Annotated in this window: 25 protein-coding genes and 1 tRNA gene; 15 read left to right on the plus strand and 11 right to left on the minus strand. The window is 66.1% G+C overall.

Annotated features, from left to right (window positions below):
* The first annotated feature begins 37 nt into the window (after positions 1-37).
* The 5 genes from VSX79_RS15915 to VSX79_RS15935 all read left to right on the plus strand — a co-directional run bounded on the left by VSX79_RS15915 (position 38) and on the right by VSX79_RS15935 (position 5,476).
* Positions 38-994, plus strand: coding sequence for a bile acid:sodium symporter family protein (locus tag VSX79_RS15915; protein WP_326913840.1), 957 nt, complete (start codon positions 38-40; stop codon positions 992-994).
* Between the two features lie 78 nt (positions 995-1,072).
* Positions 1,073-2,284, plus strand: a complete 1,212-nt coding sequence (locus VSX79_RS15920) for a toxic anion resistance protein (RefSeq protein WP_326913841.1) — start codon at positions 1,073-1,075, stop codon at positions 2,282-2,284.
* A 14-nt stretch (positions 2,285-2,298) separates the two neighbouring features.
* Positions 2,299-3,012 (plus strand): hypothetical protein, encoded by a 714-nt coding sequence (locus VSX79_RS15925; RefSeq protein WP_257017997.1) that lies wholly within the window; start codon positions 2,299-2,301, stop codon positions 3,010-3,012.
* 55 nt (positions 3,013-3,067) lie between these two features.
* Positions 3,068-3,694, plus strand: coding sequence for a YqiJ family protein (locus tag VSX79_RS15930; protein WP_326913842.1), 627 nt, complete (start codon positions 3,068-3,070; stop codon positions 3,692-3,694).
* Between the two features lie 63 nt (positions 3,695-3,757).
* Entirely contained in the window at positions 3,758-5,476 is a 1,719-nt protein-coding gene (locus VSX79_RS15935; protein ID WP_179493701.1) for a flotillin family protein, read from the plus strand.
* A gap of 21 nt (positions 5,477-5,497) precedes the next feature.
* Here VSX79_RS15935 and VSX79_RS15940 read toward each other — a convergent pair whose 3' ends face one another.
* The 8 genes from VSX79_RS15940 to VSX79_RS15975 form a co-directional block, all read right to left on the minus strand.
* Positions 5,498-5,821, minus strand: a complete 324-nt coding sequence (locus VSX79_RS15940) for a hypothetical protein (protein ID WP_179493700.1) — start codon at positions 5,819-5,821, stop codon at positions 5,498-5,500.
* The gene (locus VSX79_RS15945; protein ID WP_179493698.1) at positions 5,818-6,252 is read right to left on the minus strand and encodes an RNA polymerase sigma factor; all 435 of its coding nucleotides are present in this window, start codon (positions 6,250-6,252) and stop codon (positions 5,818-5,820) included. Before VSX79_RS15945 ends, VSX79_RS15940 begins: the two co-directional genes overlap by 4 nt.
* Before the next feature lie 97 nt (positions 6,253-6,349).
* On the minus strand, positions 6,350-6,946 hold the full coding sequence (locus VSX79_RS15950) for a hypothetical protein (protein WP_326913843.1): 597 nt from the start codon (positions 6,944-6,946) through the stop codon (positions 6,350-6,352).
* 232 nt (positions 6,947-7,178) lie between these two features.
* A complete protein-coding gene (locus VSX79_RS15955) occupies positions 7,179-7,973 on the minus strand; it encodes a LytR/AlgR family response regulator transcription factor (protein WP_326913844.1) in 795 nt (264 codons plus the stop codon).
* On the minus strand, positions 7,970-9,094 hold the full coding sequence (locus VSX79_RS15960) for a sensor histidine kinase (RefSeq protein ID WP_326913845.1): 1,125 nt from the start codon (positions 9,092-9,094) through the stop codon (positions 7,970-7,972). Before VSX79_RS15960 ends, VSX79_RS15955 begins: the two co-directional genes overlap by 4 nt.
* A gap of 184 nt (positions 9,095-9,278) precedes the next feature.
* A complete protein-coding gene (locus tag VSX79_RS15965) occupies positions 9,279-12,140 on the minus strand; it encodes a TonB-dependent receptor domain-containing protein (protein WP_326913846.1) in 2,862 nt (953 codons plus the stop codon).
* A 27-nt stretch (positions 12,141-12,167) separates the two neighbouring features.
* Positions 12,168-12,665, minus strand: coding sequence for a hypothetical protein (locus tag VSX79_RS15970; RefSeq protein ID WP_179493693.1), 498 nt, complete (start codon positions 12,663-12,665; stop codon positions 12,168-12,170).
* Between the two features lie 234 nt (positions 12,666-12,899).
* A tRNA-Gln gene (locus tag VSX79_RS15975) sits at positions 12,900-12,973 on the minus strand.
* A 154-nt stretch (positions 12,974-13,127) separates the two neighbouring features.
* Between VSX79_RS15975 and VSX79_RS15980 the strand changes: the two genes are divergently transcribed.
* Both VSX79_RS15980 and VSX79_RS15985 read left to right on the plus strand, forming a co-directional pair.
* The gene (locus tag VSX79_RS15980) at positions 13,128-14,420 is read left to right on the plus strand and encodes an FAD-dependent oxidoreductase (RefSeq protein ID WP_326913847.1); all 1,293 of its coding nucleotides are present in this window, start codon (positions 13,128-13,130) and stop codon (positions 14,418-14,420) included.
* Entirely contained in the window at positions 14,417-14,839 is a 423-nt protein-coding gene (locus VSX79_RS15985; protein ID WP_326913848.1) for a DoxX family protein, read from the plus strand. The genes VSX79_RS15980 and VSX79_RS15985 overlap by 4 nt, the downstream gene beginning before the upstream one ends.
* 12 nt (positions 14,840-14,851) lie before the next feature.
* On the opposite strand, the gene VSX79_RS15990 is transcribed toward VSX79_RS15985, so the two are convergent.
* Positions 14,852-16,123: a dipeptidase gene (locus VSX79_RS15990; RefSeq protein ID WP_326913849.1), complete on the minus strand. Its 1,272-nt coding sequence runs from the start codon at positions 16,121-16,123 to the stop codon at positions 14,852-14,854.
* Positions 16,124-16,201: 78 nt separating this feature from the next.
* On the opposite strand from VSX79_RS15990, the gene VSX79_RS15995 reads away from it, so the two are divergent.
* Genes VSX79_RS15995 through VSX79_RS16005 form a run of 3 tightly spaced genes read left to right on the plus strand, consistent with a single transcriptional unit; the run spans position 16,202 to position 18,824 of the window.
* On the plus strand, positions 16,202-17,380 hold the full coding sequence (locus VSX79_RS15995; RefSeq protein WP_179493539.1) for an acyl-CoA dehydrogenase family protein: 1,179 nt from the start codon (positions 16,202-16,204) through the stop codon (positions 17,378-17,380).
* Complete coding sequence (locus tag VSX79_RS16000) at positions 17,377-18,582, plus strand: M20 metallopeptidase family protein (protein ID WP_179493538.1); 1,206 nt, start codon at positions 17,377-17,379, stop codon at positions 18,580-18,582. The genes VSX79_RS15995 and VSX79_RS16000 overlap by 4 nt, the downstream gene beginning before the upstream one ends.
* A complete protein-coding gene (locus VSX79_RS16005; protein ID WP_179493537.1) occupies positions 18,579-18,824 on the plus strand; it encodes a GlsB/YeaQ/YmgE family stress response membrane protein in 246 nt (81 codons plus the stop codon). The genes VSX79_RS16000 and VSX79_RS16005 overlap by 4 nt, the downstream gene beginning before the upstream one ends.
* Here VSX79_RS16005 and nadB read toward each other — a convergent pair.
* Positions 18,821-20,395 (minus strand): L-aspartate oxidase, encoded by a 1,575-nt coding sequence (gene nadB / locus VSX79_RS16010; RefSeq protein ID WP_326915263.1) that lies wholly within the window; start codon positions 20,393-20,395, stop codon positions 18,821-18,823. The two genes, VSX79_RS16005 and nadB, sit on opposite strands and share 4 nt — an antisense overlap.
* A gap of 272 nt (positions 20,396-20,667) precedes the next feature.
* Here nadB and VSX79_RS16015 point away from each other — a divergent pair, with 272 nt between their 5' ends.
* The gene (locus VSX79_RS16015; RefSeq protein ID WP_326913850.1) at positions 20,668-21,438 is read left to right on the plus strand and encodes an alpha/beta hydrolase family esterase; all 771 of its coding nucleotides are present in this window, start codon (positions 20,668-20,670) and stop codon (positions 21,436-21,438) included.
* Positions 21,439-21,441: 3 nt separating this feature from the next.
* Here VSX79_RS16015 and VSX79_RS16020 read toward each other — a convergent pair whose 3' ends face one another.
* A complete protein-coding gene (locus tag VSX79_RS16020; RefSeq protein ID WP_179493535.1) occupies positions 21,442-22,362 on the minus strand; it encodes an ABC transporter ATP-binding protein in 921 nt (306 codons plus the stop codon).
* A 176-nt stretch (positions 22,363-22,538) separates the two neighbouring features.
* On the opposite strand from VSX79_RS16020, the gene VSX79_RS16025 reads away from it, so the two are divergent.
* The 4 genes from VSX79_RS16025 to tldD all read left to right on the plus strand — a co-directional run bounded on the left by VSX79_RS16025 (position 22,539) and on the right by tldD (position 25,502).
* Positions 22,539-23,036, plus strand: coding sequence for a DUF4402 domain-containing protein (locus VSX79_RS16025; protein WP_257017974.1), 498 nt, complete (start codon positions 22,539-22,541; stop codon positions 23,034-23,036).
* 136 nt (positions 23,037-23,172) lie between these two features.
* Entirely contained in the window at positions 23,173-23,370 is a 198-nt protein-coding gene (locus tag VSX79_RS16030; protein ID WP_179493534.1) for a zinc-finger domain-containing protein, read from the plus strand.
* A gap of 152 nt (positions 23,371-23,522) precedes the next feature.
* Positions 23,523-24,020: a DUF4402 domain-containing protein gene (locus VSX79_RS16035; protein ID WP_179493533.1), complete on the plus strand. Its 498-nt coding sequence runs from the start codon at positions 23,523-23,525 to the stop codon at positions 24,018-24,020.
* Positions 24,021-24,059: 39 nt separating this feature from the next.
* A complete protein-coding gene (gene tldD, locus VSX79_RS16040; RefSeq protein WP_179493532.1) occupies positions 24,060-25,502 on the plus strand; it encodes a metalloprotease TldD in 1,443 nt (480 codons plus the stop codon).
* Positions 25,503-25,668: the final 166 nt, after the last annotated feature.

Genomic DNA, 25,668 nt, shown 5'->3' on the forward strand with positions numbered 1-25,668 from the left:
TTGCCAACCCCGCCGCATCCCGCCATCGCTCGCACCAATGCTGTCCCGCATCTTCCCCGACCGCTTCGTCCCCGTCCTGTTCGCGACGATCCTGCTCGCCAGCCTGCTCCCGGTGCGCGGGAGCACGGTGCCGATCGCGCAGGGCCTGTCGACCGCGGCGATCATCTTCCTCTTTTTCCTCAACGGCGTGCGCCTGCCCCGCGACGAAGTGCTCCACGGCATCCGCAACTGGAAGCTGCAGGGAAGCGCATTCGCTTTCTGTTTCGGCGGCATGGCGCTGCTCGGGCTCGCGGCGCAAGCGGCGATCGCGCCGCTGCTTCCCGCGACGCTGGCGCTCGGTTTCCTGTTCCTCGGCATATTGCCGTCGACGGTCCAGTCGGCGACCGCCGCGTCGAGCCTCGCGGGCGGCAATGTCGCGGCGAGCGTCGTTGCGGCGGCACTGCTCAACCTCAGCGGGGTCGCCCTCTCGCCCATACTGTTTGCGCTGCTCGCGGGCGCCGAAGGCGAGATCCACGGGGAGGCCGTGCTGCGCATCGTCTCGATCCTGCTCGTGCCGTTCGTAGCCGGGCAGCTTGCCCAGCGCTGGCTGCGGCCGTGGGTGCTTGCGCACCGCGGCCTTGCGACCCTCATGGACCGCACCGCGATCGCGATCGCGGTCTATGTCGCCTTTTCGGCGGCGGTGGTCGCGGGTATCTGGAGCCTGCTCGACGCGCGCGAAATGGTCGTCCTACTCGGCGCGGTTGCGGTCCTGCTCGCGCTGTCCTTCGGCGGCGCCTGGGCGCTTGGCGGGATGCTGGGGCTCACCCGCCCCGACCGCATCACTTTGCTCTTCTCGGGCGCGCAAAAGAGCATCGCGGTCGGCGCGCCGCTCGCAGCGACGCTTTTCCCGCCCGCCATCGCCGGCATGGTGCTCGTTCCGATCCTCGTCTATCATATGGCGCAACTGATCCTCTCCGCCTGGATCGCACCGGCGCTCAGGGCGGAAGAGGTGTAGTGCTTGAATAACACAGGACCGCATGCCATATAGGCTTGCGGCCCAAATTCTCTCTTTGGGTGGCTGGAAGGAAGACGAATGAGCGAAGTGACCGCGACGGCAACCGCAACCGACGAGCTGAAGCTGACCCCGCCCGACCCCGTACAGTCGGTTTCGCCCGAAAAGGCCGCCGGCCTCGTGCCGCTGTCGACCGAACAAAAGTCAAAGCTTGGCGAACGCGTCGACGGCTTCATCGACGACCTTGTCGCGCAGGACGTCAATTCGCCCGCTTTCGGGCAAAAGGTCGACCAGATCACCAACATGGGTCGCAAGGAAATGCTGGAGGCGGCGAGCCATTCGAACCGCTTCCTGGATCGCCCGATCCGCGCGATGGACCGCGATACCGACATCGGCCAGAATCTGATCGAGCTGCGCACCACCGTCGAGCGGCTCGACCCGTCGGCGAACGGCAAGCTTATCTCGAAGCGCGGCTTTCTCGACAAGATCTTCGGCGGCAAGATCAACAATTATTTCGCGCAGTACCGCAGCGCGCAGACGCATATCGGCGGCATCCTGACCGCGCTCTCCAACGGCAAGGACGAGCTGCTGATGGACAATGCGGCGATCGACGTCGAGCGTCGCAAGATGTGGGAATCGATGGGCAAGCTCGAACAGATGGTTCATATCGCCCAGACGCTCGACGAAAAACTCGAAGCCAAGGCGAACGAACTCGACGGCGTCGATCCGGCTAAGGCCAAGGTGCTACGCGAGAATGCGCTCTTCTATGCCCGTCAGCGCACGCAGGATCTGCTGACCCAGATGGCGGTGACGGTGCAGGGCTATCTCGCGCTCGACCTCGTCAAGAAGAATAATGTCGAGCTGGTGAAGGGGGTCGACCGCGCCTCGACCACCACGGTCGGCGCGCTCAAGACTGCGATCACCGTCGCGCAAGCAATGACCAACCAGAAACTGGTGCTCGAGCAGATCACCGCGCTCAACACCACCACCGCGAACATCATCGACGGCACGTCGAAGATGTTGAAGGACAACACCGCGCGCATCCACGAACAGGCGGCGTCGAGCACGATCCCGATGGAAACGCTCCAGCGCGCGTTCCAGAATATCTATGACACGATGGACGCGATCGACACCTTCAAGCTGAAGGCGCTCGACAGCATGAAGACAACGGTCAACGCGCTTGAGGGCGAAGTCGCGAAGTCGAAAGGTTATATCGCGCGCGCCGAAGGCGCCGCGCAGGCGCAGGCGAGCGTCGGTGGTGCCGACAGCCCGCTCGCATCGCTCGAAGGCTAAGGCGCGCGATGAGCATGAGCGAAGTCGACAAGATCCGCCTCTCGGCCGCATCGGCGATCGAACGATCGCGCGAGCGGCGGCGGCCGATCGGCACCAAGAGCGTCGCGCTGCGCCGCCAGCATCTTTACAAGAAGCTGGGCCGGATGCTGATCGCGGGCGGTATCGTGCTGATCGGCGCCGCGGTCTTCGGCGCGCTGATCCAGCCGCTCGGTTTCACCGGGCTGCTCGCCTTGTTCATCCTCCTGATCGGCGTCGCGGTGCTCTTCGGCCGCTCGCCCTTCCCCGAGCCGCGTCAGGCCGACCTGCCGAAGACCGATCTGAAGCAGCTTGCCGGCCGCACCGAAATATGGCTCGAGGCGCAGCGCCCGGCGCTGCCGGCACCGGCGCGCCAACTTGTCGACGGCATCGGCGTCCAGCTCGACCTGCTCGCGCCGCAGCTCCAGACGCTCGACGCGTCGAGCCCGGCGGCGGCGAATATCCGCAAGCTCGTCGGCGAGGATCTTCCCGAGCTGGTGGCGGGCTATCAGCGCATCCCCGCAGGGCTGCGCACCGAAGCGCACGCCGGCCGGACCCCCGACGAGACGCTCGTCGGCGGATTGAAGATGCTCGAAAGCGAAATCGGCAATGCCGCGCGCAACCTCGCGGCGGGCGAGCTCGACAAGCTCGCGACGCGCGAACGCTATCTGCAGCTCAAATATCAGGGGCTTGAGGGCGAAGACGCGGCATAGCGCCGATCCGCGGCATCGCTTGCCAAGCCGCGTCCGCGCGGTCACATAGGCGCTGATGCTCGACCAGTTCCTCGCGCCCGAAAATATCGTCTTCAGCTCCGCGCTGTTGCTGATGCTGCTGATCGGCGCCGTGCAGGCGATCGGGCTCGCGGGCGATATCGACGCCGACCTGCACGGCGATACCGATGGCGACATCGGCGTCGCCGACACGCTGCTCGCCTGGGCCGGCATCGGCCGCGTGCCTTTCCTGATGTGGCTGGTACTCTTTCTTGCGTTGTTCGGGGCGCTGGGACTTGGGCTGCAGCATTTGATGACCGCGCTGACCGGCGGCCCCGGCAGCAATCTGCTGATGGTTCCGGTCACCGCCGTCGCCGCGCTTCCCGTTGCCGGCGGCGCGGCGCGCCTTGTCGCGCACATTCTCCCCGGCCTCGAAACCACCGCAATCGAACGCAACGACCTCGTCGGTCTCTATGCCGAGATCAGCATTGGCACAGCGCGCGTCGGCCATCCCGCCCGCGCGTGCGTCACCGACCCCCACGGCCAGCCACACCAGATCATGGTCGAACCCGACAGCGCCGACCAGGTTTTCCAGACCGGAGAGAGCGTGCTGCTCGTAAAACGTGAAGGTGAGATCTTCAAAGCCTTCACACGAGGCGATTTTTATTTACCGCGCCTCGACTGACCCTAATATCCGTGGCGGTGCTTCCAATCACGGAAGCGCGAATCGACAGCAACGGGTGGGTTCATGATTGAAATTGCGATTTACGCCGGCATCGGGCTTGCCGCGCTCCTGATATTGGGATTGATTGTCACGCGGCTTTATCATCGCGCGACCAAGGAAATTGCCTTCGTCCGCACGGGGTTTCGCGGTGAACGCGTCATCATGAACGGCGGCGCGCTGGTCCTGCCGGTGCTACACGAAACGATGCCGGTGAACATGAACACCGTCCGGCTCGCGGTCGAACGCAAGAATGTCGACGCGCTGATCACGCTCGATCGCCTGCGCATCGACGTAAAGGCGGAATTCTACGTCCGCGTCCGCCCCGATGCGGGCGCGATCGGGATGGCCGCACAGACGCTCGGACTGCGCACGATGAACCCCGAGGCGCTAAAGGATCTTGTCGAGGGCAAGTTCGTCGACGCGCTGCGCTCGGTCGCGGCGGGCATGACGATGAACCAGCTGCACGAACAGCGTGCCGACTTCGTGCAGAAGGTGCAGCAGGTCAGTTCGAACGATTTGTCGATGAACGGGCTCGAACTCGAATCGGTGTCGCTCACCGGGCTCGATCAGACGTCGATCGAGCATTTCAACGCCAACAACGCCTTCGACGCCGAGGGGCTGACCAAGCTGACCGAGCAGATCGAGCTGCGCAAGAAGGCGCGCAACGACATCGAGCAGGACACGCGCGTCCAGATCGAGACCAAGAATCTCGAGGCCGACAAGCGCAGCTTCGAGATTTCGCGCGACAATGAATTCGCGCGGCTGGAACAGGAACGCGAAGTCGAGATGCGCCGCGCCGGGCAAGCGGCGGAGATTGCCCGCGAGCAGGCACAGCGCAATCAGGAAGCCGAAGGCGCACGTATCCAGGCCAAGCAGCTGGTCGACGCCAAGCAGATCGAGGCCGATCGCGCGATCGAGGAAGCGCGCATCGCGCAGGAACAGGCGATCGAACTCGCGCGGCAGGAACAGCAGATCCTGATCCAGAACAAGAGCCGCGAAGAAAGCCAGGCGCGCGGGGAAGCCGACGCCGCGCGCGCGATCGCCGTCGCCGCCGAGGAGCAGGTCGCGACCGCACGCGAAACCGAGGTCGCGGAGCGTTCGAAGCGCATCGAGCTGATCGAGGCCGCCAAGGAAGCCGAGCGGCAGGCCATCTCGGTAAAAGTCGAAGCCGAAGCCGAAAAGGAGGCCGCGGCGAACCGCGCTGCCGCCCTCCGGCTCGAAGCCGAGGGGGAGGCCGAGGCCGAAAAGCTGCGCGCCGAAGCTGCGCGCATCCGCTTCGAGGTCGAGGCTGCCGGCCAGCGCGCGATCAACGAAGCCGCGAACCTCCTCTCGTCGGACCAAATTTCGTTGCAAACCAAGATGGCGCTGCTCAAGGTTCTTCCCGAGGTCGTGCGCGAGGCCGCGAAGCCGATGGAGGCGATCGATTCGATCAAGATCATCCAGGTCGATGGAATCAACCAGAGCGGCGGCCCGACTGCTGCGGGGGGAGCGAACGGCGACAATGGCAACCTCGCGAGCAACGCGGTATCGGCCGCGCTCGCCTATCGCGCGCAGGCGCCGGTGATCGACAGCCTGATGAAGGAACTCGGCTTCGACGGCGGTTCGCTCGACGCGCTGGTCAAGGGCGCCACCGCGGCAGAGCCGGCGACGCCGCCCGCGATTGCCGCGACGACGCGCGGCCGCAAGCCGCGCCCGAGCGCGCCCGCCGCGTCGGAAGGCGAAGACAGCGAGGAAGACGCCTGATCGGGGGGGGGCTGGCGCCAGTCAGGTCTGGCGCCAGCGCTGCGTTCCGAACCAAAGCAGCAGGATGAGCAGCAACGGCGGTGCCAGCCCCCAATGCGCCGTTCCCGCCAGCGGTGCTAACAGCGGCGTCGATGACAGGAGCCACAGCGCGGCAAGCAGCGCAGCGACGGCAAGCGCTTCGAACGCGAAGCTGCGCCAGAAACGCCGCCGGGCCCGCGCATAGGCCGCCTGCGCGGCGATCGCGCGCTCGACGCCCGCCGCAAATCCGCGATCGCCCGGTCCTTCGGGTGGCGCCAACAACGCGGCGAGCGTCGCGTCCATGTTCCGATCGTCGGGCGCCATCATCGATCCGCTCCTTCGCCGATCATCTTCTGCGCCTTGGCGCGCGCGCGCAAGACGAGCGATTTGAGCGTGCCGAGCGGCACCCCCATGATCGCGGCCGCCTCGCCGTGCGACCAGCCATGGCCGAAGCATAAGGTGAGCGCGGCGCGTTCCTGCGGTGCGAGCGCAGCGAGCAGCCGGTCGGCGTCGATCGCGGCGTCGCTTGCGGGGCGCGGATCGGTCGCGGTCGTCACCTCCTCACCCGCCGCCAGCCCCTCGCGCCGCCGCGCGGTGCGCCGCTGGTCGAGGAACAGCCGCCAGCCGATCCCCATGACCCAGGCCGCATAACTCCCCTGCCCCCGATATTCGCCCGCGCGCTGCCACGCGCGGACGAAGGTTTCCTGCGCCAGATCGTCGGCGTCGCAGCCGGCGGCGCGGGACAGAAAGGCGCGCAATCGCCCTTCGTGCCGCAGCACGAGGAGCTGGAAAGCGGCGCGGTCGCCCCCTGCGACACGTTGGCTGAGAGCCCAATCCTCATCGGCGCTTGCCTCATCACGCAGCGGGGCGTTCCTCGGCAGCCGCGGCACGCGCGAGGCGGCGGCGGACGAGGAGTGCGATGCCGACAAAGACGGGAAAGAGTGCGGCCCCAGCCGACGTGCGGATCAGTTGCTCATGCCCCTGGATCAGGCCGAAGCCGGCCATCGCGAGGCCCATCGCCAGCAGCACCAGCGCGTTGCGATCGTCGCCGGGCGTATCGGGGCTCTGGCCGCCGAGATGCTCATAGGGTTTGTTGAGCTTGTCGATCAGCGGGCTGACCGCATCCGATTTTGCGTCGAGCGCGCGGCGGATCGAACGGTGCAGCATCCAGGCGTGGAGCAGCCGCGCGAGCAGGAAAAGGCCGACGACGAACAGCGCGACCATCGTGACGTTTTCGAGCAGGCGAAAAAAGCCCTCGCTGACCGCGACCAGCTCGGTGGTCGGCGGCGGCGGAGGCAGGAAAGAGGCGACGTCACGCGGATCGATATAGGCCGCGACGTCGGCGGGGCTGATCGACTGCGTGCCGGAAACGGGCACGGTGACCGCGGGAGGAGGAGCCGCAGTGGGCACGGCGGGGACCGCGACGGCCGCGGCGGTTATCAGCTGATCCAACATCTCTCTCCTTCATGCCGCTCGGCATGGTGAAACCACAGGCGGCGGCCTCCGGCAAGGCGGGGATGATCTGAACCGGGGAGCCAGATCAACCGCGCTGCAAAGCCGCCGCCCGGACCGGCGCAGCCGCCGGTCATCGACTGGACGGCGCGGCGCGCGCCAATGGATGCAGGTCCCGTGATTTTTTTGACTGCCGCCCCCGAACCGACCGAAACGTTCCTTCGGCGAAAAGTCAGCCTACCGCCGCGAGCGAGCGCAGCAATTTCTTGGCGTAGACCCGGCCTGCTCCGACATCGGTGCCATTTCGCAGGATCACGCGCACGCCTTTTTCGGTCGACCGCCGCACGCTTGCAATCGAACTCCGCCGCAACAGCGCGCGGCGATGCACGCGGACGAACTCTTCTTCGGCAAGGTCGAGATCGGCCTGAGCCGCCTTGATCGACCCGCGGAGCAGATAGGATGCGGACGCCGTGTGCAGCCGGACATAATCATCCTCGGCGGTAATCATGTCGATATCGCCGCGCCGGATGCATGTCAGCACGCCCGCGGTTCCGCGCAACCACAATTCGTCGTCGCCTTGTTGCACCCCCTGCTCGTGATAGCCCGCGCGCAAATCGTCGATCACGGCGCGCATCTGGGCAATCTGCTCGCTTGCGTCGACCGCGGCGAGCCGGTCGCGCGACCGGTCGAGCGCCGCACGCAACCGGGACGGTTCGATCGGCTTCAAGATATAATCGATGGCATGGGCCTCGAACGCGCGAACGGCGAAATGATCGAATGCCGTCGTGAAAATGACGCCCGGCGCGCAATCTTCGGGTAGCCGGTTCAGGACGTCGAAACCCGTTCCGTCGCGCATCTTGATGTCGAGCAGCACAATTTCGGGCCTGAGGTCGGCAATCTTCTCGATCGCGTCGCGACAACCGCTCGCCGAACCCACATGCTCAACGTCGGCAAGCTTCGCGAGAATCAACTCGAGCCGCCGGAGCGCGAGCGGCTCATCGTCCACGGTCAGCACCGATATCGTCATCCGACATATCCCAGCGGCAGTTCAATCGTGGCGCGAAAGCAGGGAGCGGGCAGCCGCTTGGTCGATAATTTCGCGTCGACACCAAAGCGGTTGGACAGCCGGTCGCGGACGTTGCGGAGTCCGGTATGCGTGCCGCAAACGCCCGGACGAAGCGCGGATGGCGAGCAGCTGTTTTCGACCATGATCTCGAGCCGGTCCTCGTCTTGCCGCGCCGAGATCGCAATCCAGGCGTCTCCGGCGCTGGTTGTTCCCGCGCCGTGCTTGACAGCATTCTCGACCAGCGGCTGCAAAATGAAGGCCGGGACTGCCGCGCGGCCGAGCGCCGGCGGCAAATCGATCCGGATGCTCAGGTCGGGATATCGCGTCTGCTCGATTTCCAGATAGGTCGCCTGAAGCGCGATCTCCTCCGCCAGCGAAATATCAACGTCGGGATTGGTGGCGAGGTTGACGCGAAAGAAACTCGCCAACCGCTCGACCATCGCATTGGCATCCTCGGCCCGGCCGTCGAGGATTAACGCCGATACCGAGTTGAAGCTGTTGAACAGAAAATGCGGATTGATCTGGTAGTGGAGCGCCTGGAGCTTGGCCGATTGCGCCATCGTGCGAAGCTGCGCCGAGCGTCGCTCCTCCGCGCGCGCCTCGAAACTATATTGCACGGCGAGATAAAGCCCGACCCACGCCAGGAAAAACCAGGTCCATGGGACGAGGGTGCGGATCACCACGCCGCCTTCGATCGCGACGTGGATCGGCTCTCCCTTTGCATAAACCAGGCCGAAATAGGTGCACCAGGCGAACAATTCAGCCGCGACGAGCGAGGCGACGAAGACGATCGGCGCCTTTTGGCGCCAAGACCGCCGCCCCAGCTCCTGCAAAATCACGTGAATGCCGAAGCACAGGGCGAGACCGACCGCCATAAGCAGGAGGCGCACGGCGGTCGCCCGCAGCAGGTGCGGATGCTGGTCGAGCAGGTCGGCGGTCCACAGCGCCAGCGTGTGCAGGCCCCAGAAGACGCCGGTCAGCCAGAGGATCGCTTGCCGACGCTGGCGTTCGAGGCGGCCTGATCGACTGGCAAGGGCCAGTTCGTAGACGCCGGTTGATGGAAAGGCCGCAACCTGGTTCATCGCGCGATTATCGCAGGAAGGCGATGAGCTGTCGACCGACGTTCGGCCGCAGATATCGCGCGTTCACCCCCGCCGCGAGGGCGCAAAAGGGGAGCAATGTGATGTGCGGACGAAGGCACCACCCTTCGTCCGCACACCGGACCGGCGCCGAGGGGGACTGATCCCCGGCGCCCGAAGCGCGGGCCTAAAAACGCATGCTCGCGGTCAGGCTGTAACGCCGTCCAAGGACGTCATAGGTCGTCGGATAGGTGTTCCCCGAGTTGAGCGCCGTCGTTCCGACATAGTTGCTGACGAGCGGCGGGTCCTTGTCGAGCAGGTTCTGGACCGACAGCGTGAGCGTGAAAATATCGGCGACCTTGGCGCGGTACGTAAGGTCGAAATAGCTGTAGCTCGGGATATGCAGATAGTCGGGTTCGATCCCGTCGGCGTCCAGAATCCGCTCATAATCGGAACCGTCGAGCCAGCGCCACAGCAGCGAAATGTCGCCGAAATCGTCGATCTGCGCCGTCGCCCGCAGGTTGAAGCTGTATTTCGGTGTGATTTCGCCGGCGAAGAAACCGCAGTTCGTGCTGTATTGCCCGACGCATTCACGATTGATGCTGGTCGGCGAGGCCTGGAATTTCGACTGCTCGGTCCAATTGCCCGAAAGGTCGAAATTCAGCCGCCCGAACCCGGTGGGCAAGCCGTAGTTGATCCGCAGGTCGACGCCCGATGTCGTGATCGTTCCCTGATTGGTCAGCAGTGCGATCTGTCCCGGCGTATCGCCCCCCCCGTTCAGCGAGCCGTTGAGCGGATTGCGGCGGATGAGCGCGCAGGCCGCCGCATCGCCCTCTTCGAAACAGGGGCCGAAGACGTCGCTGGGCGTCGGCAGCGTGATCGCGTCGGTGATCTTGATATGATAATAGTCTGCGGTGATCGCGAGCCCGGGCAGCTGCGGCGGCGTCACGACCAGCCCCAGCGTATAGGAATCGGCGGTTTCGACGTCGAGGTCCGGGTTGCCGCCGGCCGTCTGGTTGATCTGGCCCGACGAAGGCGCCGGAATATTGCCGATCGTGCCCGCCGGCGCGCCCTGCGCGATGCAGATCGCGGTGAGCGCGGCGTTGCCGACCGGATTGGAACCCTGGCACGGATCCTCGGCAAGGTTCGCCAAGCCGGTGGTGATCGGCGTGAAGAGTTCCGAAATATTCGGCGACCGCACCGAATGCTGATAAATGCCGCGGATTTTGTAGCCGCGGAACGGTTCCCACGTACCGCCGGCCTTCCACGTCGTGCTCGTGCCCGTGTTCGAATAATCCGACAGGCGAATGCCCGCTTCGGCGGTCAGGCTGTAGATGCCGGGCACATCCTCGACGATCGGCACGATGAGTTCGCCGAAGATTTCCTTCACGTCATAGGCGCCCGAAAAGGAGGGCGACGGCGCGCCCGTGCCGAGCACCTCGTCCTGCGTCCCGAAGGCGACGTCCGAAACCTGCTCGGCGCCATATTTGCGATATTCGGCGCCCAGCGCAAAACCGATCGGCGTTTCCCCGGCAAGGAAATTGCCCAGCTCGCCCGAGATGCTGCCGCTGACGACCGACAGGCGCGTGCTCACCGTCGATCCCGCCGGCTGGTTGAAGAAGGCGATCGCCTCGTCCGAAATGTCGGTGCCGTCGCCGAAGAGATTGATCGGCACGCACCCGTTCGACGGATCGGCGCACTCCGTCGTACTGTTCGCGCGCAGCGCCTGCTGCACGCGCGATTTCAGACCCCAGTTGATATTGCTGTTCTTGCGATCCGATTCGCCATGGAGGCCATAGACGTCGAACTTGATCGAATCGGTGATCGACCCGCGAACCCCGGCCCATAGCTGGAACTGGTTGGTCGTCAGGTTGCGAATGCGGGGCCCGGCCTCGATGAAGCGGCGGTTGATCACCGTCGCGACCTCGCGATAGGCGGGATCGTTCGGGCTGGTCGCGGCGCCGGCGGCGGCGCAGTCGGCGGCCGAGATCGCGTTCGACGCGCAAACCTCCGACCGCACCGCGTCGGGCAGGAACGGGTTGTTCAGCGGCAACTGCCACGTGTCGCCGAACATTCCCGACGAGGCGAGGCTGAGCTGCACCTTCGATCGGGTGAACATGCCCTTGGCATAGACTTCGATGCCGTCGGCGACTTCATATTGCGCGGCCCCGAACAGATTATAGCGCTCGAGCGGGGTCTGGAAATAATTGGCGGGCGCGAAATTATAGGCATCGCGCGACCCCACATAATCGCGCAGCGCGCCGTCGGCGGGATTGTAGATACGGTTGTTGATGCGCGTCGGCGTCGTCGTCCCCGAACCGACCAGGCTGCCGTCGAGGAAATAGGTGTCGCGCGAAACGGCGCGGCCCCCTTGCAGCACCGGCTCGACCTTCTGGTAGCCCACGCTCAGCACCGCGTTGCCACGGCCGTCGTCGAAATTGGCCCCGACCGTCACGTCGAAGCGATAGCGCGCGCCGTCGCCGCGCTCGGTGATACCGACCGTGCTGGCGAGCTCGACGCCGGCGAAATCGCGCTTGGTGATGAAGTTCGCAACGCCGGCGATCGCGTCGGCGCCATAGACCGACGAGGCGCCACCGGTCACAATCTCGGCGCGTTCGATCAGCGCGACGGGAATGATATTGAGGTCGGTTTCGCTGAGCAGCGACGATGGCACGAGCCGCGTCCCGTCGAGCAGCACGAGGTTGCGGTTGGTGCCGACGCCGCGCAGGTTAAGCGAAGCGAAGCCCGCGCCGCCATTGTTGACCGCGCTGTTGGCACCGGGGGACACGCCCGGCAGATCGCCGATCAGCTCTTCGGCGTTGGTTGCCTGGCGCAACCCGATTTCGGTCTCGCCCACGACCTGGACGGGGCTCGACTGGTCGAGATTGGGGTTCTGGATGCGCGAACCGGTGACGACGATCGGCGACGAATCTTCGATTGTCGTCTCCTCGCCAGGCGCGTCCTGCGCATAGGCCGGCGATATACAAGCGGCGCTTCCGAGCAATGTTGTCGAAAGCAGATAGTGACGCGGTCGAAACTTACCCAACATATTGATACTCCCTGTATTTATCCGTTTTTATGAAGCGACCCGTGCCCACCGATGCGCCGCGAGCGCGATCGGCAGGCCGAAGAGGAACATGTGCGATGCAAGGTCCGCGAAACTGAGCGACGTGCCCCCAGCCGGAACCGCAAAGTTGGAAAGCGGCAGCACGACGCGGTTCATCACGAAATAGACGGCGACGCCGTAGAGCGGCCCGGCAAGCCAAGGGGATTGCCGCCCCACGGGCGCGACCCGCGCGGCAACGAGGACGAAGGCCGCCGCGAACAGGAACGAGAGCAGGAAATGGCACACCAGTCCCAAGGGCACCGGGACGAACCCGGCCCGCGCCGCAGGGCCCAGTATGCCCGACGCAATGCCCCGCAAAATATCGGCGGGTCCGACACCCTTCAGCGCCCAGGCGGTAAAGGCGAAACCCAGATCGAGAACTCCGCCCGCGAGTCCGCCGATCAGGATCGCCCGAGCAGGCGCCCCTGGACCCGCCGCAGCCGCGATGAAATGGGTAGCCTCGGTCATCTTCGTCCCCTTTTTCCGTGAAGGGGTCGCTAGCGCGGGCGGCTCACCGGTTGGAGCGATTGGCCGCCGATCGTCGCGCGCATGCTGTCCAACGCACGCCGGCAAGGGCGAACGTCATGTCACGCAGGGTGAACGAGCACCGGATTGCGCCTCGACGCGCAGCGGCGGTCGGGACGGTGAGGTCGGGTTGGAAGTTTTCCGCACGCCCTTGCGATCACGGCGTCAGGCGGCGGATGGATGCCCCGTGAGGATTCGAACCTCAATAGACGGAATCAGAATCCGTAGTCTTACCATTAGACGACGGGGCAAAGAGGGGCGCGCAATATGATTGCGAGGGCCGCCTGTCAAGGCCGGAGCGGCGGCCCGTACAAGCCCGCTTGCCCTGACGCATTTCGCCGCTAGCATCATCCCATAACAAAAGAGGGGCCGCGCGCCCGCGCGGATGCCCGAAGGAGTGGGTTGATGCGTCATGTCGCGATCGTCGGATCGGGCCCCGCGGGCTATTACACCGCCGAAACATTGCAGAAGGCCGACGATGTCGCGGTCGATGTCATCGACAGGCTGCCCGTGCCCTACGGCCTGATCCGCACCGGCGTCGCGCCCGATCACCAGTCGATCAAGGCGGTGTCGCGCCGCTACGAAGGCGTCGCGCTCACCGACAATGTCCGCTTCGTCGGCCACGTCTCGGTCGGCAGCGACGTAACGATCGACGAACTTGTCGGCCTCTACGACGCGGTCGTGCTCGCGACCGGCGCGCCGAACGACCGCCCGCTCGACATCCCCGGCGCCGACCTCGACGGCGTGATCGGCAGCGCCGCCTTCGTCGGCTGGTACAACGGCCATCCCGACTTCGCCGACCTCGATCCGCCGCTCGGCGCGCCCGGCGTTGCCGTGATCGGCAATGGCAATGTCGCCTTGGACGTTGCTCGCATCCTGGCGAAGACGCCGGCCGAATTCGCTGGCAGCGATATCGTCACCCATGCCCGCGCCGCACTCGCCGAAAGCGCGGTACGCCATATCCATATCCTCGGCCGCCGCGGCCCGCACCAGATCGCGATGACGCCGAAGGAGCTCGGCGAACTCGGCCATCTCAAGCGCGCGAGCCCGCGCGTCGATCCCGCCGACCTGCCGCCCGAAGGCGACGATGCGCTGCTCGAGCCCGGGATGCGCAAGTCGGTGACGCACCTCCGACAATTCGCCGCCAACCCCGTCGCCAAGCCGGTGACGATCGATTTCGATTTCTTCGCGATGCCCGTGGCGATCGAGGGGGACGGCCGCGTCCAACGCGTGATCGTCGAACGCACAACGCTCGACGCCGACCTGCGCAGCCACGGCACGGGCGAGACCTACGCCGTCGATGCCGGACTCGTGGTCAGTTGCATCGGCTATCAGACGCCGCCGATCCCGGGCGTCCCCTATGAGCATGGGCGCGGGCGCTTCGCGAGCGACGAAGGCCGCATCCTGCCCGGCCTCTACGCCGTCGGCTGGGCGCGGCGCGGCCCGTCGGGAACGATCGGCACGAACAAGCCGGACGGCGCGCGCATCGGCGAGATGGTGCTTGCAGATATCGGGCGCGGCGCGGGCAAGGCGGGGCGCCCGGGGCTCGATGCGCTGCTCGCGAGCCGGGGCATCGCCCCCGTCACCTTCCGCGACTGGCGCCGGATCGAGGAAGCCGAGGTTGCCGCTGCACTCGACGGCCACCCGCGCGAGAAATTCACCAGCATCGAGGCAATGCTCGGCGCCATCGGGCGGTGAAGGAGCGCGGTCGCACCGCGCTGCGCTGGTTGCTCGCGCTCGCCTATGGCTATGCGGGCTATCTCCATGTCGTGCGCCCCGCCCCCTTTCTCGCGATCACCCCGCCATGGGTGCCCGCGCCCGAGATCGTCGTGGCGGCGACCGGCATCGCCGAGATTGCCGGCGCGATCGGGCTGATGATTCCGCGAGCGCGCAAGGCCGCGGGCTGGGGCCTCGCGCTTTATGCCCTGTGTGTCTGGCCCGCAAATTTCCACCACGCGTTGGCCAACATCGCGATCGGCGGCGAGACACTCGGCTGGTGGTACCACGGCCCACGCCTCGCCGCGCAGCCGCTGATCATCTGGTGGGCGCTCTGGGCAAGCGAGGCGGTCGACTGGCCGTTCGGGAAGACAGAAGTACCCCAACGCCGTTCGCCCTGAAAGCGGAAGGCGCTATTTGGCGACGGGCGTTTCACCCGGCGGGTCGCCGGCATGCGCTTTGGCATAGGCCTCGACCGCCTTCAGCACGCGCAGCATGTTGCCACTCGCGATCTTTTCGAGGTCGGCCTGCGAATAGCCGCGCTTCGCCAGTTCGGTGAACAGCGCCGGATAGCCCGACACATCTTCCATGCCGACGGGCGCCGAATCCATCCCGTCATAATCGCCGCCGAGCCCGATATGATCGACGCCGATCGTCTTTTTGAGATGATCGATATGATCGGCGACCTTCGCGACACTGGTCGTCGGCGCGGGGTTGGCGGCGTCCCACGTCTTGAGCGCGGCCGCCTCCGCCGCCGGGTCGCCCGGATAGAGCGACTTCAGTCGCGCCGCCTCGGCGGTACGCGCGAGGCCTTGCGCGCGGACGTCGGCATCGAGGAAGCTCGGTAACAGCACGATCATCACGATCCCGCCATTCGCCTTCACCGCGGGCAGCACGCTGTCGGGGACGTTGCGCGGATGCGGGTTGATGGCGCGCACCCCCGAATGGCTGAACATCACCGGCGCCTGCGAGGTTTCGAGCGCGTCCTTCATCGTCGCCTCGCTGACGTGGCTCAAATCGACGATCATGCCGATGCGGTTCATTTCGCGAACGACCTGTCGTCCGAAATCGGTGAGTCCGTCATGCGCAGGCGCATCGGTCGCGGCGTCGGCCCAGCTCAGATTCTTCGAATGCGTCAGCGTCATGTAGCGCGCGCCGAGGTCGTACATCTGGCGCAACACCGCGAGCGACGAGCCGATCGAATGACCGCCCTCCATGCCGAGCATCCCCGCGACCTTGCCCGCCTTCATCGCCTTTTCGAGCTCGGCCGAGGTCGATGCGAGCGCGAGGTCGTCCGGATAGCGCGCGACGAGCCGCTTCATCACGTCGATCTGCTCGAGCGTCTGCTGCACCGCCTGCGCCTCGTTCGGATTGCTCGGCACATAGACCGACCAGAATTGCGCGCCGACATGGCCCTTGCGCAGCCGCATCAGATCGGTGTGCATCGCGATCTCGGGCGGGGTTGCGTCGGGCCTGGCGGTGTCGGTCGTGTCCTGGAAATCGAAGCCGTTGATCATATTGTCGACGCGCCCGCGCAGCGCCCAGGGCACGTCATTATGCCCGTCAAATACCGGCGCCTTCTTCAGCGCGGCTTCGGCGGTCGCTTCGGGTGATTTTTGCGCCAGGGCGGGGGTAGAGATCAGGGCGAAAGCGGCAAGGCCGGCGAGCAGGTGCGACATGTTCATGGCGCGCGACCTTAAGTCCTTGGCCCGGCGGCGCAAGCCTTGCTTGACGGGGACGTCAACGCCGCGCAGCATCGGCGCATGACAGCCTTCGACGACTGGCGCGCAAGGTCGCCCTATTATGACGAAACCCACGAAGCGCTGGCGCAAAGCGTCCGCCGGTTCGTGTCGCGCGAGATCGCGCCGCACATCGACCGCTGGGAGGCCGAAGGCGAGCTGCCGCGCGAACTCCACAAGAAGGCGTCCGACGCGGGCATCCTTGGCCTGCGCTATCCCGAACAATATGGCGGCCATTCGGAAGGCTTCGACAATTTCCATGGCTTGGTGCTGACCGAGGAACTCGCGGCGGTCGGCGCGGGCGGGCTCGGCGCGTCGTTGATGACGCACGGCATCGGCCTGCCGCCGATCCTCGCATTGGGGTCGGACGAACTGAAACAGCGCGTCGCGCCGCCGGTACTCGCGGGCGACAAGATCATCGCGCTCGGCATCACCGAAGCGGGCGGAGGCAGCGACGTCGCGAACCTCAAAACGACGGCGGTTCGCGACGGTGGCAGCTACATCGTCAACGGCGGGAAGATGTTCATCACCAGCGGGATGCGCGCCGACTGGCTCACCTGCGCGGTGAGAACCGGCGGCCCGGGCGCCGCGGGCATCTCGCTGCTGCTGATCGAGATGGACGCGCCCGGGGTCGAGCGCACGCGGCTCGACAAGATGGGCTGGCGCTGCAGCGACACCGCCGCGATCCACTTCGGCGATGTCCGCGTCCCCGCCGAGAATCTGATCGGTCCCGAGAATGGCGGCTTCATTGGCATCATGCGCAATTTCAACAGCGAGCGGCTCGGCATGGCAATGGGCTGCTGCGCCTATGCCCGCGTCGCGATGGCGGAGGCCGCCGAATGGGCGCAGAGCCGCGAAACCTTCGGCAAACCGCTCGTCGGCCACCAGTCGATCCGCATCAAGCTCGCCGACATGGAACGCCAGATCGAAGCGACGCAGGCGTGGGTCGACCTCTGCGCGTGGCAGGTGAAAGAGGGCAAGGACCGCCCAGCGGACTTCGCGATGCTGAAGGTTCAGGCGACGCGGATGCTCGAAAGCGTAGCGCGCGAGGCGGCACAGATCCTCGGCGGCGCGAGCTATATCACCGGCAGCAAGGTCGAACGCATCTACCGCGAGGTCCGCGTCAATGCGATCGGGGGCGGCAGCGAGGAAATCATGCTCGATTTGGCGGGACGGCAACTCTTCGGAGGAGGAAAGAAATGAACGAGATTGCTCGAAGCTGGCCCGCGGAGGCCGAAACTCTCCTATCCGACCTCGTCGACCTTCGCCGCGCGATCCACCGCGAACCCGAGCTCGGGCTTCAGAACCCCAAGACGCTCGCGAAGATCAAGCAGGCGCTCGCCGGGCTGCCGCTCGAGTTTCGCGAGGGGCCTTCGACCACCGGCCTCGTCGCGATCCTGCGCGGGCCCGCCAACGGCCGCACCGTGTTGCTGCGCGGCGACATGGATGCGTTGCCCTTGCTCGAAGATACCGGGCTCGATTTCTCTTCGGAGATCAGCGGCGCGATGCACGCCTGCGGGCACGACACGCATGTCGCGATGCTCGTCGGCGCGGCGAAGCTGCTCTGCGCGGCGCGCGATCGGCTCCCTGGCACCGTGATGTTCATGTTCCAGCCGGGCGAGGAGGGCCATCATGGCGCGCGCTTCATGCTCGATGACGGGATCATCGACCCGCTGCCCGATGCCGCCTTTGCGCTCCACATCATGCCCAACGCGCCGCACGGCATCTTCGCCGGGCGCGCCGGGCCGCTGCTCGCCTCGTCCGATGTCCTGTCGATCACCGTGAAGGGCGCGGGCGGGCATGCCTCGATGCCGCACGACAGCATCGACCCGATCCCCGTTGCCTGTGCGATCGTCACCGCGATCCAGACGATGGTGACGCGCCGCATCTCGGTTTTCGACCCCGCCGTCGTCACCATCGCAAAGATCGCCGCAGGAACGACGAACAATATCATCCCCGAAAGTGCCGAAATGCTCGGCACGATCCGCACGCTGTCGCCCGAACGCCGCGCGATGGTCGCGCGCGAACTGAAGCGCCTCGCCCCCGCGATCGCCGAAGCGCACGGCTGTACCGCCGCGGTGCAGATCGAGGAGGGCTTCCCCGTCACCATCTGCGACAGCCGCGCGGTGAGCTTCGGCCAGTCGGTCGTCGAGGCGACCTTTGGCGAGCAGGCCTGGCTGACGATGGACAATCCGGTGATGGGCGCCGAGGATTTCTCCTACGTCCTCGAGAAAGTCCCCGGCGCGATGTTCTGGCTTGGCGCGAGCGAGGCGGGCAGCGACTGGCGCCAATGTTGCGGGCTCCACAGCAACCATATGGTGCTCGACGAGAGCGTGATGGCGCGCGGCGCCGCCTTGCACGCCGCGCTCGCCGAACGCTTTCTCAACGAAGGATTCAACGCATGATCAACATCATCGGCGCGATCCTGTCGGGCCTGATCATCGGCGCACTGGCGCGCTTCTTCTACCCCGGCGCGGTAGAGATGGGATGGGTCGCGACGATCCTGCTCGGCATCGGTGGCTCGCTGCTCGCCGGCCTCGCCACCTCGCGCGGCCGCGGCGATTTCCACCGCGCCGGCTGCCTCGCCTCGGTGATCGGCGCGATCGTGTTGATTTTGGTTGGGCGGCTGGTCGGTGTAGGCGGTTAGGGCACCAAAACCGTATCGACCGCCTGCGGCAGCAGGTCGGGATAGTCGAGCGTATAATGCAGCCCGCGGCTTTCCTTGCGGTGGAGCGCGCTCCTGACGATCAGCTCGGCGCATTGCAGCAGGTTGCGCAGTTCGATGAGGTCGGTGGTGACGCGAAAGTGGCCGTAATAATCCTCGACCTCGTGCGTCATCATGTCGATGCGGTGCCGCGCGCGTTCGAGCCGCTTCGTGGTGCGGACGATGCCGACATAGTTCCACATGAAACGGCGGATCTCGGTCCAGTTTTGCTTGATCACGACCTCTTCGTCCGAATCGGTCACGCGGCTTTCGTCCCACGGCCGGATCGGCGGCGGGGCGTCGAGCTCATCCCAGCGCGCGACGATGTCCCTTGCCGCCGCCTCGCCGAAGACGAAGCATTCGAGCAGCGAGTTCGACGCGAGGCGGTTCGCGCCGTGCAACCCGCTTTCGGTGCATTCGCCTGCCGCATAAAGCCCGGGCAGGTCGGTGCGCCCTTCGAGGTCGATCAGCACCCCGCCGCACGTATAATGCTGCGCGGGCACCACCGGGATCGGCTGCTTCGTCATGTCGATGCCCAGCGTCAACAGCTTTTCATAGATGTTCGGGAAATGCCCCGCGACGAAATCGGGGTCCTGATGGCTGATGTCGAGATGGACATAATCGAGCCCGAAGCGCTTGATCTGATCGTCGTTCGCGCGCGCGACGACGTCGCGCGGCGCAAGTTCGGCGCGCGCGTCATAATCCGGCATGTAACGGTGCCCCGTGACGGGGTGCCTCAATATCCCGCCCTCGCCGCGCACCGCTTCGGTGATCAGGAAATTCTTGACGTCGAGATTATAGAGGCAGGTCGGGTGGAACTGCATCATCTCCATGTTCGACACGCGCGCGCCCGCGCGCCATGCCATCGCGATGCCGTCGCCGGTCGCGCCGCGCGGGGCGGTGGAGAATTGATACACGCGCCCTGCCCCGCCGCTGGCGAGGATCGTCGCGCGGCCGATATACGCGTGGACTTCGCCGCTCTTCTCGTCGAGCGCATAGACGCCCCAGACGCGCCCCGAACCCGAATAGCGTAGCTCATGCCGCCCGGTGATCAGGTCGATGCACGCCTGTCCGGGCAGCAGGGTGATGTTCGGATGCGCCTCCGCAGTCTTGAGCAGTGCCGCCTGCACCGCCCAGCCGGTCGCGTCGTCGACATGGACGATGCGGCGGTGCGAATGCCCGCCCTCGCGCGTCAAGTGCAGCGCCTCGGCGTCCTTGTTGAACGGCACGCCCATTTCGACGAGCCGCTCGATCGCATGCGGGGCGTTCTCGATCACGAACTCGACCGTGTCGCGGCGGTTCAGGCCCGCTCCGGCGACCATCGTGTCCTCGATGTGATTCTCGAACGTATCGCCCGCATCGAGCACCGCCGCGATGCCGCCCTGCGCCCAGGCGGTCGACCCGCCGGTCAGCTCGCCCTTCGCGAGCACCAGCACGCGGCAATGATCGGCGAGCGCGATCGCGGCGGTCAGCCCCGCGGCGCCCGAGCCGATGATGATGACGTCATGCTGCATTTCGGTGGACAAGGCAGGCTCCTCTCGGCCGTCGGTGCGCGCACCTATACGCGAAAGCGGCGGCGGTTCAATTCGATGCGCGCCCTTGCCGCAACCGCCCTCGCCGCCTAGCAAAGCCGCGAAGGAGAAGCCCCCTGTCCCTGTTTCGCATCCTAGCCGTCGCCCTGATCGCGGTTCTCGGTTTCGGCACGCCCGCACTGGCCGCACCCGGCTGCACCCTCGGCGCACCGGGAACGACGCAGCGCGTCGCGGTCGGCGACACCGGGCGTTCGATGCTGATTCATATTCCCGTCGGGGTGCGCCGCATCCGCGATCGGCCGCTCGTCTTCCTTCTCCACGGCAGCACCGGAAATGGGCAGGAAATGCTCCGCCATTCGGGGCTCGCCGCGACCTCCGACCATCACGGCTTCCTGCTCGCGGCGCCCGATGCCGGCATTCCCGCTGGCAAGGGCTTCGTCTGGAACATCCCCGGCGTGCCGACCGTCACCGGCGCGTTGCCGACCGCCGACGATCCCGACGACGTCGCCTATCTGACCGCCGCGATCGACTGGCTTGCCGGGCAGAGGTGCATCGATGCCGAGCGTGTCTACGCGACGGGCCTGTCGGGCGGCGGGCGCATGACCTCGTGGCTCGGCTGCGTCGCGTCGGATCGCTTCGCGGCGATCGCACCCGTCGTCGGGCTTCGCGCCGGCAATCCTTCACCCGGCGATCCGCAGCGCCCCGACCCCGCAACCTGTCGGCCGGAGAAGGCGGTTCCGGTCTATGCCTTTGCGGGCAGCGACGACACGACCAACCCCGTCGCGGGCGGCGGTGCCGGCTATTGGCAATATTCGATGGCGACCGCGCTCGCGCGCTGGGCCGAGCTCGATCGCTGCAGCACCGGCCCCGAAACCGTCCCCGTGTCCGAGACCGCCGAAGAGAAAATCTATTCGAACTGCCTCGGCAACGCGCGCGTCGCAGGGCGTATCGTCCAGGGTCGCGGCCACGAATGGGTCGCCGATAATGAGGCGATGTGGGCCTTTTTCGCGCGCTACCGGCGCTGAGCCTCAGGCCGCGCTGCGCGTCAGGTTGAGGAAGACGTCCTCAAGGTCGGCCTCGCGCGTCGAAACATCGACGATGCCGTGCCCCATCGCGTTCACCGCCGCGAGCACTTCGCCCGCGTTCATCCGGTCCTTGTTATAGCTGATCGCGAGCCCGCGCGTCCCGTCGCGCTCGACCTTTTCGAACGCCGGATGCGTCGGCAGCACCGTGACATCGGCGTCGAGCGTCACGACGACGATCTTTTCGCGCGCCATGTCGACCAGCTCGCGCGTCGGCTTGTTCGCGATCAGCTTGCCATGGTTGATGATCGCGATGCGGTCGCAGAGCTCCTCGGCTTCCTCCAGATAGTGCGTCGTGAGCACCACGGTCACGCCGCGATCGTTGAGGCTCTGCACATATTCCCAGAGTTGCTGACGAAGCTCGATATCGACCCCCGCGGTCGGTTCGTCGAGCACGATGATCGGCGGCGAATGCACCATCGCCTTCGCGACGAGAAGCCGGCGCTTCATGCCGCCCGACAGCGTGCGCGCATAGGCGTCGCGCTTGTCGCTGAGATGCACCGCGGCGAGCAGCTCGTCGGAAATACGCTTGTCCTTGGGCACGCCGTATAGCCCCGCCTGATTCTCCAGCGTCTCGAACGGCGTGAAAAAGGGATCGAAGACGATCTCCTGCGGCACGATGCCGATCGAATATTTGGCGTTGCGCGGGTCGGCGTCGATGTCGAAGCCCCAGATGCTCGCATGGCCGCCGGTCTTGTTGACGAGGCCGGCGAGGATGTTGATCAGCGTCGACTTGCCCGCGCCGTTCGGCCCGAGCAGCCCGAAGATTGCCCCTCGCGGTACGTCGAAACTGACATTGTCGAGCGCCTGCTTGCCGCCGGCATAGATTTTGGAGACGGCGTCGATGCGGATGGCGGCTTCACTCATGGCCGCCTCCATAGCCGCGCGTCGGCCCACGCGAAAGGCATCATCGCCGATAGATTTTCTGCTGACCGGGGGCGTTAACGCTAAATTGGAAACTTGCCGCTAGGACGAGGCCTGTGGGGACCAGTCACATCTTTTGCCCGCTGCCTATGCAGCGCGGGCTAGCCATCGCTGCGCTCTTGATCGCGCCCGCCCTCGCCGCGCCGGCGCTGGCACAGGGCGGCGCGCAGGGCGAGGCCGAAGCCATCGTGCTTCGTCCGCTTTCCTTCTTCAAGGTGAACGACCTTCATTTCGGCGACATCATCCCGTCGGCGAGCGCGGGAACGGTGACGATCGAGCCCGACGGGTCGCGAAGCCGCACCGGGGGCGTCACGCTCGCGGGTAACGGCGGCGAACCTGCGCGCTTCGCCGGGCTCGGCAGTTTCAACCGTCAGGTCAATATATCCCTGGGATCGAATATGATCTGGATCACCGGACCGGGTACAAGGATGCGCGTCCGCAATTTCGAAATCGGCAGCACGCCGACCGCGATCCTGTCGACCGCGCCAACGCGATTTCGAATCACCTCGCCGCTTGGCAATTACAACTTCCCTGTCGGCGGAACGCTCGAGGTCGGAGCGAACCAGGCGCCGGGCGATTACAGCGGCACGTTCACGATCACGCTCAACTATCTTTAGGCCTTCCTGTGGGGGGAAGACGGCACCGGGGGACCACTTGCGCCCATGCGGCGTTTGCACCGGTGCCGTCACGGCCCTGCCGTCATCGCGCAGACCCGATTGCCGAGCCTTCGCGGCCTTGCTATGGGCGCGATCGATGACCCAGCCCGCACCCGAAACCATCCGCACGCCCAAGACCCGCATCGCCTGCGACGGCACCGGCGACGGCCTCGCCGATGCGGCGCTCGGCCATCCGCGCGTGTGGCTCGAAATCGACCCCGACGAAGGCTTCGCCGATTGCGGCTATTGCGACCGGCGGTTCGTCCTCATCGGCGGGATCGCCGATAAAGCTTAGGCCGCCGGCCGGAAGTAAACGGCCGATTTACCAACCCCATGCATCAGTGATGAAGGTCCCGCTGGCATAGTATGTGCCAGACAGGAGCAGAATCTGTGGGGATTCGAGGGACCAGAAACTGTCGGGGCGCGGCTCGCGTCCTGGCCATCGCCGTGGCAACGGCGATCGCGGCGCTATGCGGACCAGCGCACGCCGCCGACCTGGGCGGCACCGCCAATGCCGCGGTCGTTCGTCCGAACACGCTGATCAAGACCGACGATCTCGACTTTGGCACGCTGATCAGCGGCCCGACGGGCGGCACGGTGACGATCAACCCCCTCACCAACGGGCGCGGCGCGACCGGCGGCGCGACACTCGTCGGCAACGACGGCCGCCGCGCGGTGTTCCAGGGCACCGGCGGTATCTTCCTGATCACCGTATCGGGCAGCACCTCGGCCACGCTCACGCGCGCGGGCGGCGGCGCTCCGGCGATGACCGCGACCCTCGTCCGCGCCGCGAGCACCAGCGGCGGCGGCATCGCGCTGCTGGGCGGCACATTGCTGCCGAGCGGGGTGCAGACCTATTATATCGGCGGCACGCTCAACGTCCCAGCGAACCAGCCCGCGGGGAGTTACAGCGGGACATTCACGCTCACCGTCAATTATCTCTGAGCGCTGGCGCCGACGCTTGCGCGTGCCTATATCGGGCCGATGACAAGCCCGACCGATCCCCGCCGCTTCCTTTATCGTGCCGACGCGCTCGACCCCGATCTGGCGCAGAAGCTCGCGCGCGAAGCGCTCGCCAAGGCCGATGACGGCGAACTCTACCTGCAATATCGCGCGACCGAGAGCTTCGGCTTCGACGACGGGCGATTGAAGACCGCCGACTATTCGACCGACGCGGGTTTCGGCCTGCGCGCCGTATCGGGCGAGATGACGGGCTTTGCGCACGCGAGCGATGTCAGCGCCGGTGCGATCCGCCGCGCGGCCGAGACGCTCGCGTTGCTCGACCCCGCCGGGCAGGCGCCCGCCGGCCCGCCGCCGCGCACCAACCGCCATCTTTATGACGAAGCGAACCCGCTCGACCTCATCCCCTTCGCAAAAAAGGTCGAGCTCTGCCAAAAGGTAGATGCCGCAGCGCGCGCGCGCGACCCGCGCGTCGTGCAGGTGTCGGTTGCGCTGGCGGGCAGCTGGTCGGTGGTCGAAATCGTCCGCGCCGACGGCTTCGTCGCGACCGACATCCGCCCGCTCGTCCGCCTCAACGTCTCGATCGTCGTCGAGGAGAACGGGCGTCGGGAATCGGGCTATTTCGGCCTCGGCGGCCGTTACATGTACGACCATCTGTTCGAGGAAGCGCAGTGGAACCGCGCGATCGACGAGGCGCTGTCGCAGGCGCTCGTCAACCTCCGCGCAGTCGACGCCCCCGCGGGCGAGTTCACCGTGTTGCTCGGTCCCGGCTGGCCCGGCGTGCTTCTGCACGAAGCGGTCGGTCACGGGCTCGAGGGCGATTTCAACCGCAAGGGCACCAGTGCTTTTTCGGGCCGGATCGGCGAGCGCGTCGCCGCGCCCGGCGTCACCGTCGTCGACGATGGCGCGATGGAAAGCCCGGTCGGCGGCGGCCGCCGCGGGTCGCTTTCGATCGACGACGAAGGCACCCCGACCGGCGAGACGATCCTGATCGAGGACGGTATTTTGAAGGGCTATATGCAGGACCGCCTCAACGCACGGCTGATGGGCGTCGAACCCACAGGCAACGGCCGCCGCGAAAGCTTCGCGCACGCGCCGATGCCGCGGATGACCAACACTTTCATGCGCGGCGGGAACGACGATCCCGCCGAGCTTCTGAGCCGCGTCAAGAACGGTATCTTCGCCAAGAGCTTCGGCGGCGGACAGGTCGATATCGTGTCGGGCAAGTTCGTCTTTTCCTGCACCGAAGCGTACAAGATCGAGAACGGCAAGCTGGGCGACTCGATCAAGGGCGCGACGCTGATCGGTGATGGTCCGAGCGTGCTGACCAAGGTCACGGGCATCGGCAACGACATGGCGATCGACGAAGGCATCGGCATCTGCGGCAAGGGCGGCCAGAGCGTCCCCGCCGGGGTTGGCCAGCCGACCTTGCTGGTCAGCGGGCTGACCGTGGGCGGGACGGCCTGACCCCCATATCGTCATGCCGGGCCTGGTCCGGCATCCATGACGCCATCGCCGCAATGGACCCCGGATCAAGTCCGGGGCGACGATGGTGATTTGCGCCTGTGATCGCCCTCACTTGGCGTTCGCCCGATCAGCGCATATAACAGCGTCAAACAAGAACAGGTTTCGG

The organism is Sphingopyxis chilensis (assembly GCF_035930445.1).
Lineage (GTDB): Bacteria > Pseudomonadota > Alphaproteobacteria > Sphingomonadales > Sphingomonadaceae > Sphingopyxis > Sphingopyxis chilensis.

Bases quoted from the DNA above. Each gene is read 5' to 3' on its own strand.
- VSX79_RS15915 (WP_326913840.1), top strand. From the start codon at position 38: ATGCTGTCCCGCATCTTCCCCGACCGCTTCGTCCCCGTCCTGTTCGCG.
- VSX79_RS15920 (WP_326913841.1), top strand. From the start codon at position 1,073: ATGAGCGAAGTGACCGCGACGGCAACCGCAACCGACGAGCTGAAGCTG.
- VSX79_RS15925 (WP_257017997.1), top strand. From the start codon at position 2,299: ATGAGCGAAGTCGACAAGATCCGCCTCTCGGCCGCATCGGCGATCGAA.
- VSX79_RS15930 (WP_326913842.1), top strand. From the start codon at position 3,068: ATGCTCGACCAGTTCCTCGCGCCCGAAAATATCGTCTTCAGCTCCGCG.
- VSX79_RS15935 (WP_179493701.1), top strand. From the start codon at position 3,758: ATGATTGAAATTGCGATTTACGCCGGCATCGGGCTTGCCGCGCTCCTG.
- VSX79_RS15940 (WP_179493700.1), bottom strand. From the start codon at position 5,821: ATGATGGCGCCCGACGATCGGAACATGGACGCGACGCTCGCCGCGTTG.
- VSX79_RS15955 (WP_326913844.1), bottom strand. From the start codon at position 7,973: ATGACGATATCGGTGCTGACCGTGGACGATGAGCCGCTCGCGCTCCGG.
- VSX79_RS15960 (WP_326913845.1), bottom strand. From the start codon at position 9,094: ATGAACCAGGTTGCGGCCTTTCCATCAACCGGCGTCTACGAACTGGCC.
- VSX79_RS15965 (WP_326913846.1), bottom strand. From the start codon at position 12,140: ATGTTGGGTAAGTTTCGACCGCGTCACTATCTGCTTTCGACAACATTG.
- VSX79_RS15970 (WP_179493693.1), bottom strand. From the start codon at position 12,665: ATGACCGAGGCTACCCATTTCATCGCGGCTGCGGCGGGTCCAGGGGCG.
- VSX79_RS15980 (WP_326913847.1), top strand. From the start codon at position 13,128: ATGCGTCATGTCGCGATCGTCGGATCGGGCCCCGCGGGCTATTACACC.
- VSX79_RS15990 (WP_326913849.1), bottom strand. From the start codon at position 16,123: ATGAACATGTCGCACCTGCTCGCCGGCCTTGCCGCTTTCGCCCTGATC.
- VSX79_RS15995 (WP_179493539.1), top strand. From the start codon at position 16,202: ATGACAGCCTTCGACGACTGGCGCGCAAGGTCGCCCTATTATGACGAA.
- VSX79_RS16000 (WP_179493538.1), top strand. From the start codon at position 17,377: ATGAACGAGATTGCTCGAAGCTGGCCCGCGGAGGCCGAAACTCTCCTA.
- VSX79_RS16005 (WP_179493537.1), top strand. From the start codon at position 18,579: ATGATCAACATCATCGGCGCGATCCTGTCGGGCCTGATCATCGGCGCA.
- nadB (WP_326915263.1), bottom strand. From the start codon at position 20,395: ATGCAGCATGACGTCATCATCATCGGCTCGGGCGCCGCGGGGCTGACC.
- VSX79_RS16015 (WP_326913850.1), top strand. From the start codon at position 20,668: ATGCTGATTCATATTCCCGTCGGGGTGCGCCGCATCCGCGATCGGCCG.
- VSX79_RS16020 (WP_179493535.1), bottom strand. From the start codon at position 22,362: ATGAGTGAAGCCGCCATCCGCATCGACGCCGTCTCCAAAATCTATGCC.
- VSX79_RS16030 (WP_179493534.1), top strand. From the start codon at position 23,173: ATGACCCAGCCCGCACCCGAAACCATCCGCACGCCCAAGACCCGCATC.
- tldD (WP_179493532.1), top strand. From the start codon at position 24,060: ATGACAAGCCCGACCGATCCCCGCCGCTTCCTTTATCGTGCCGACGCG.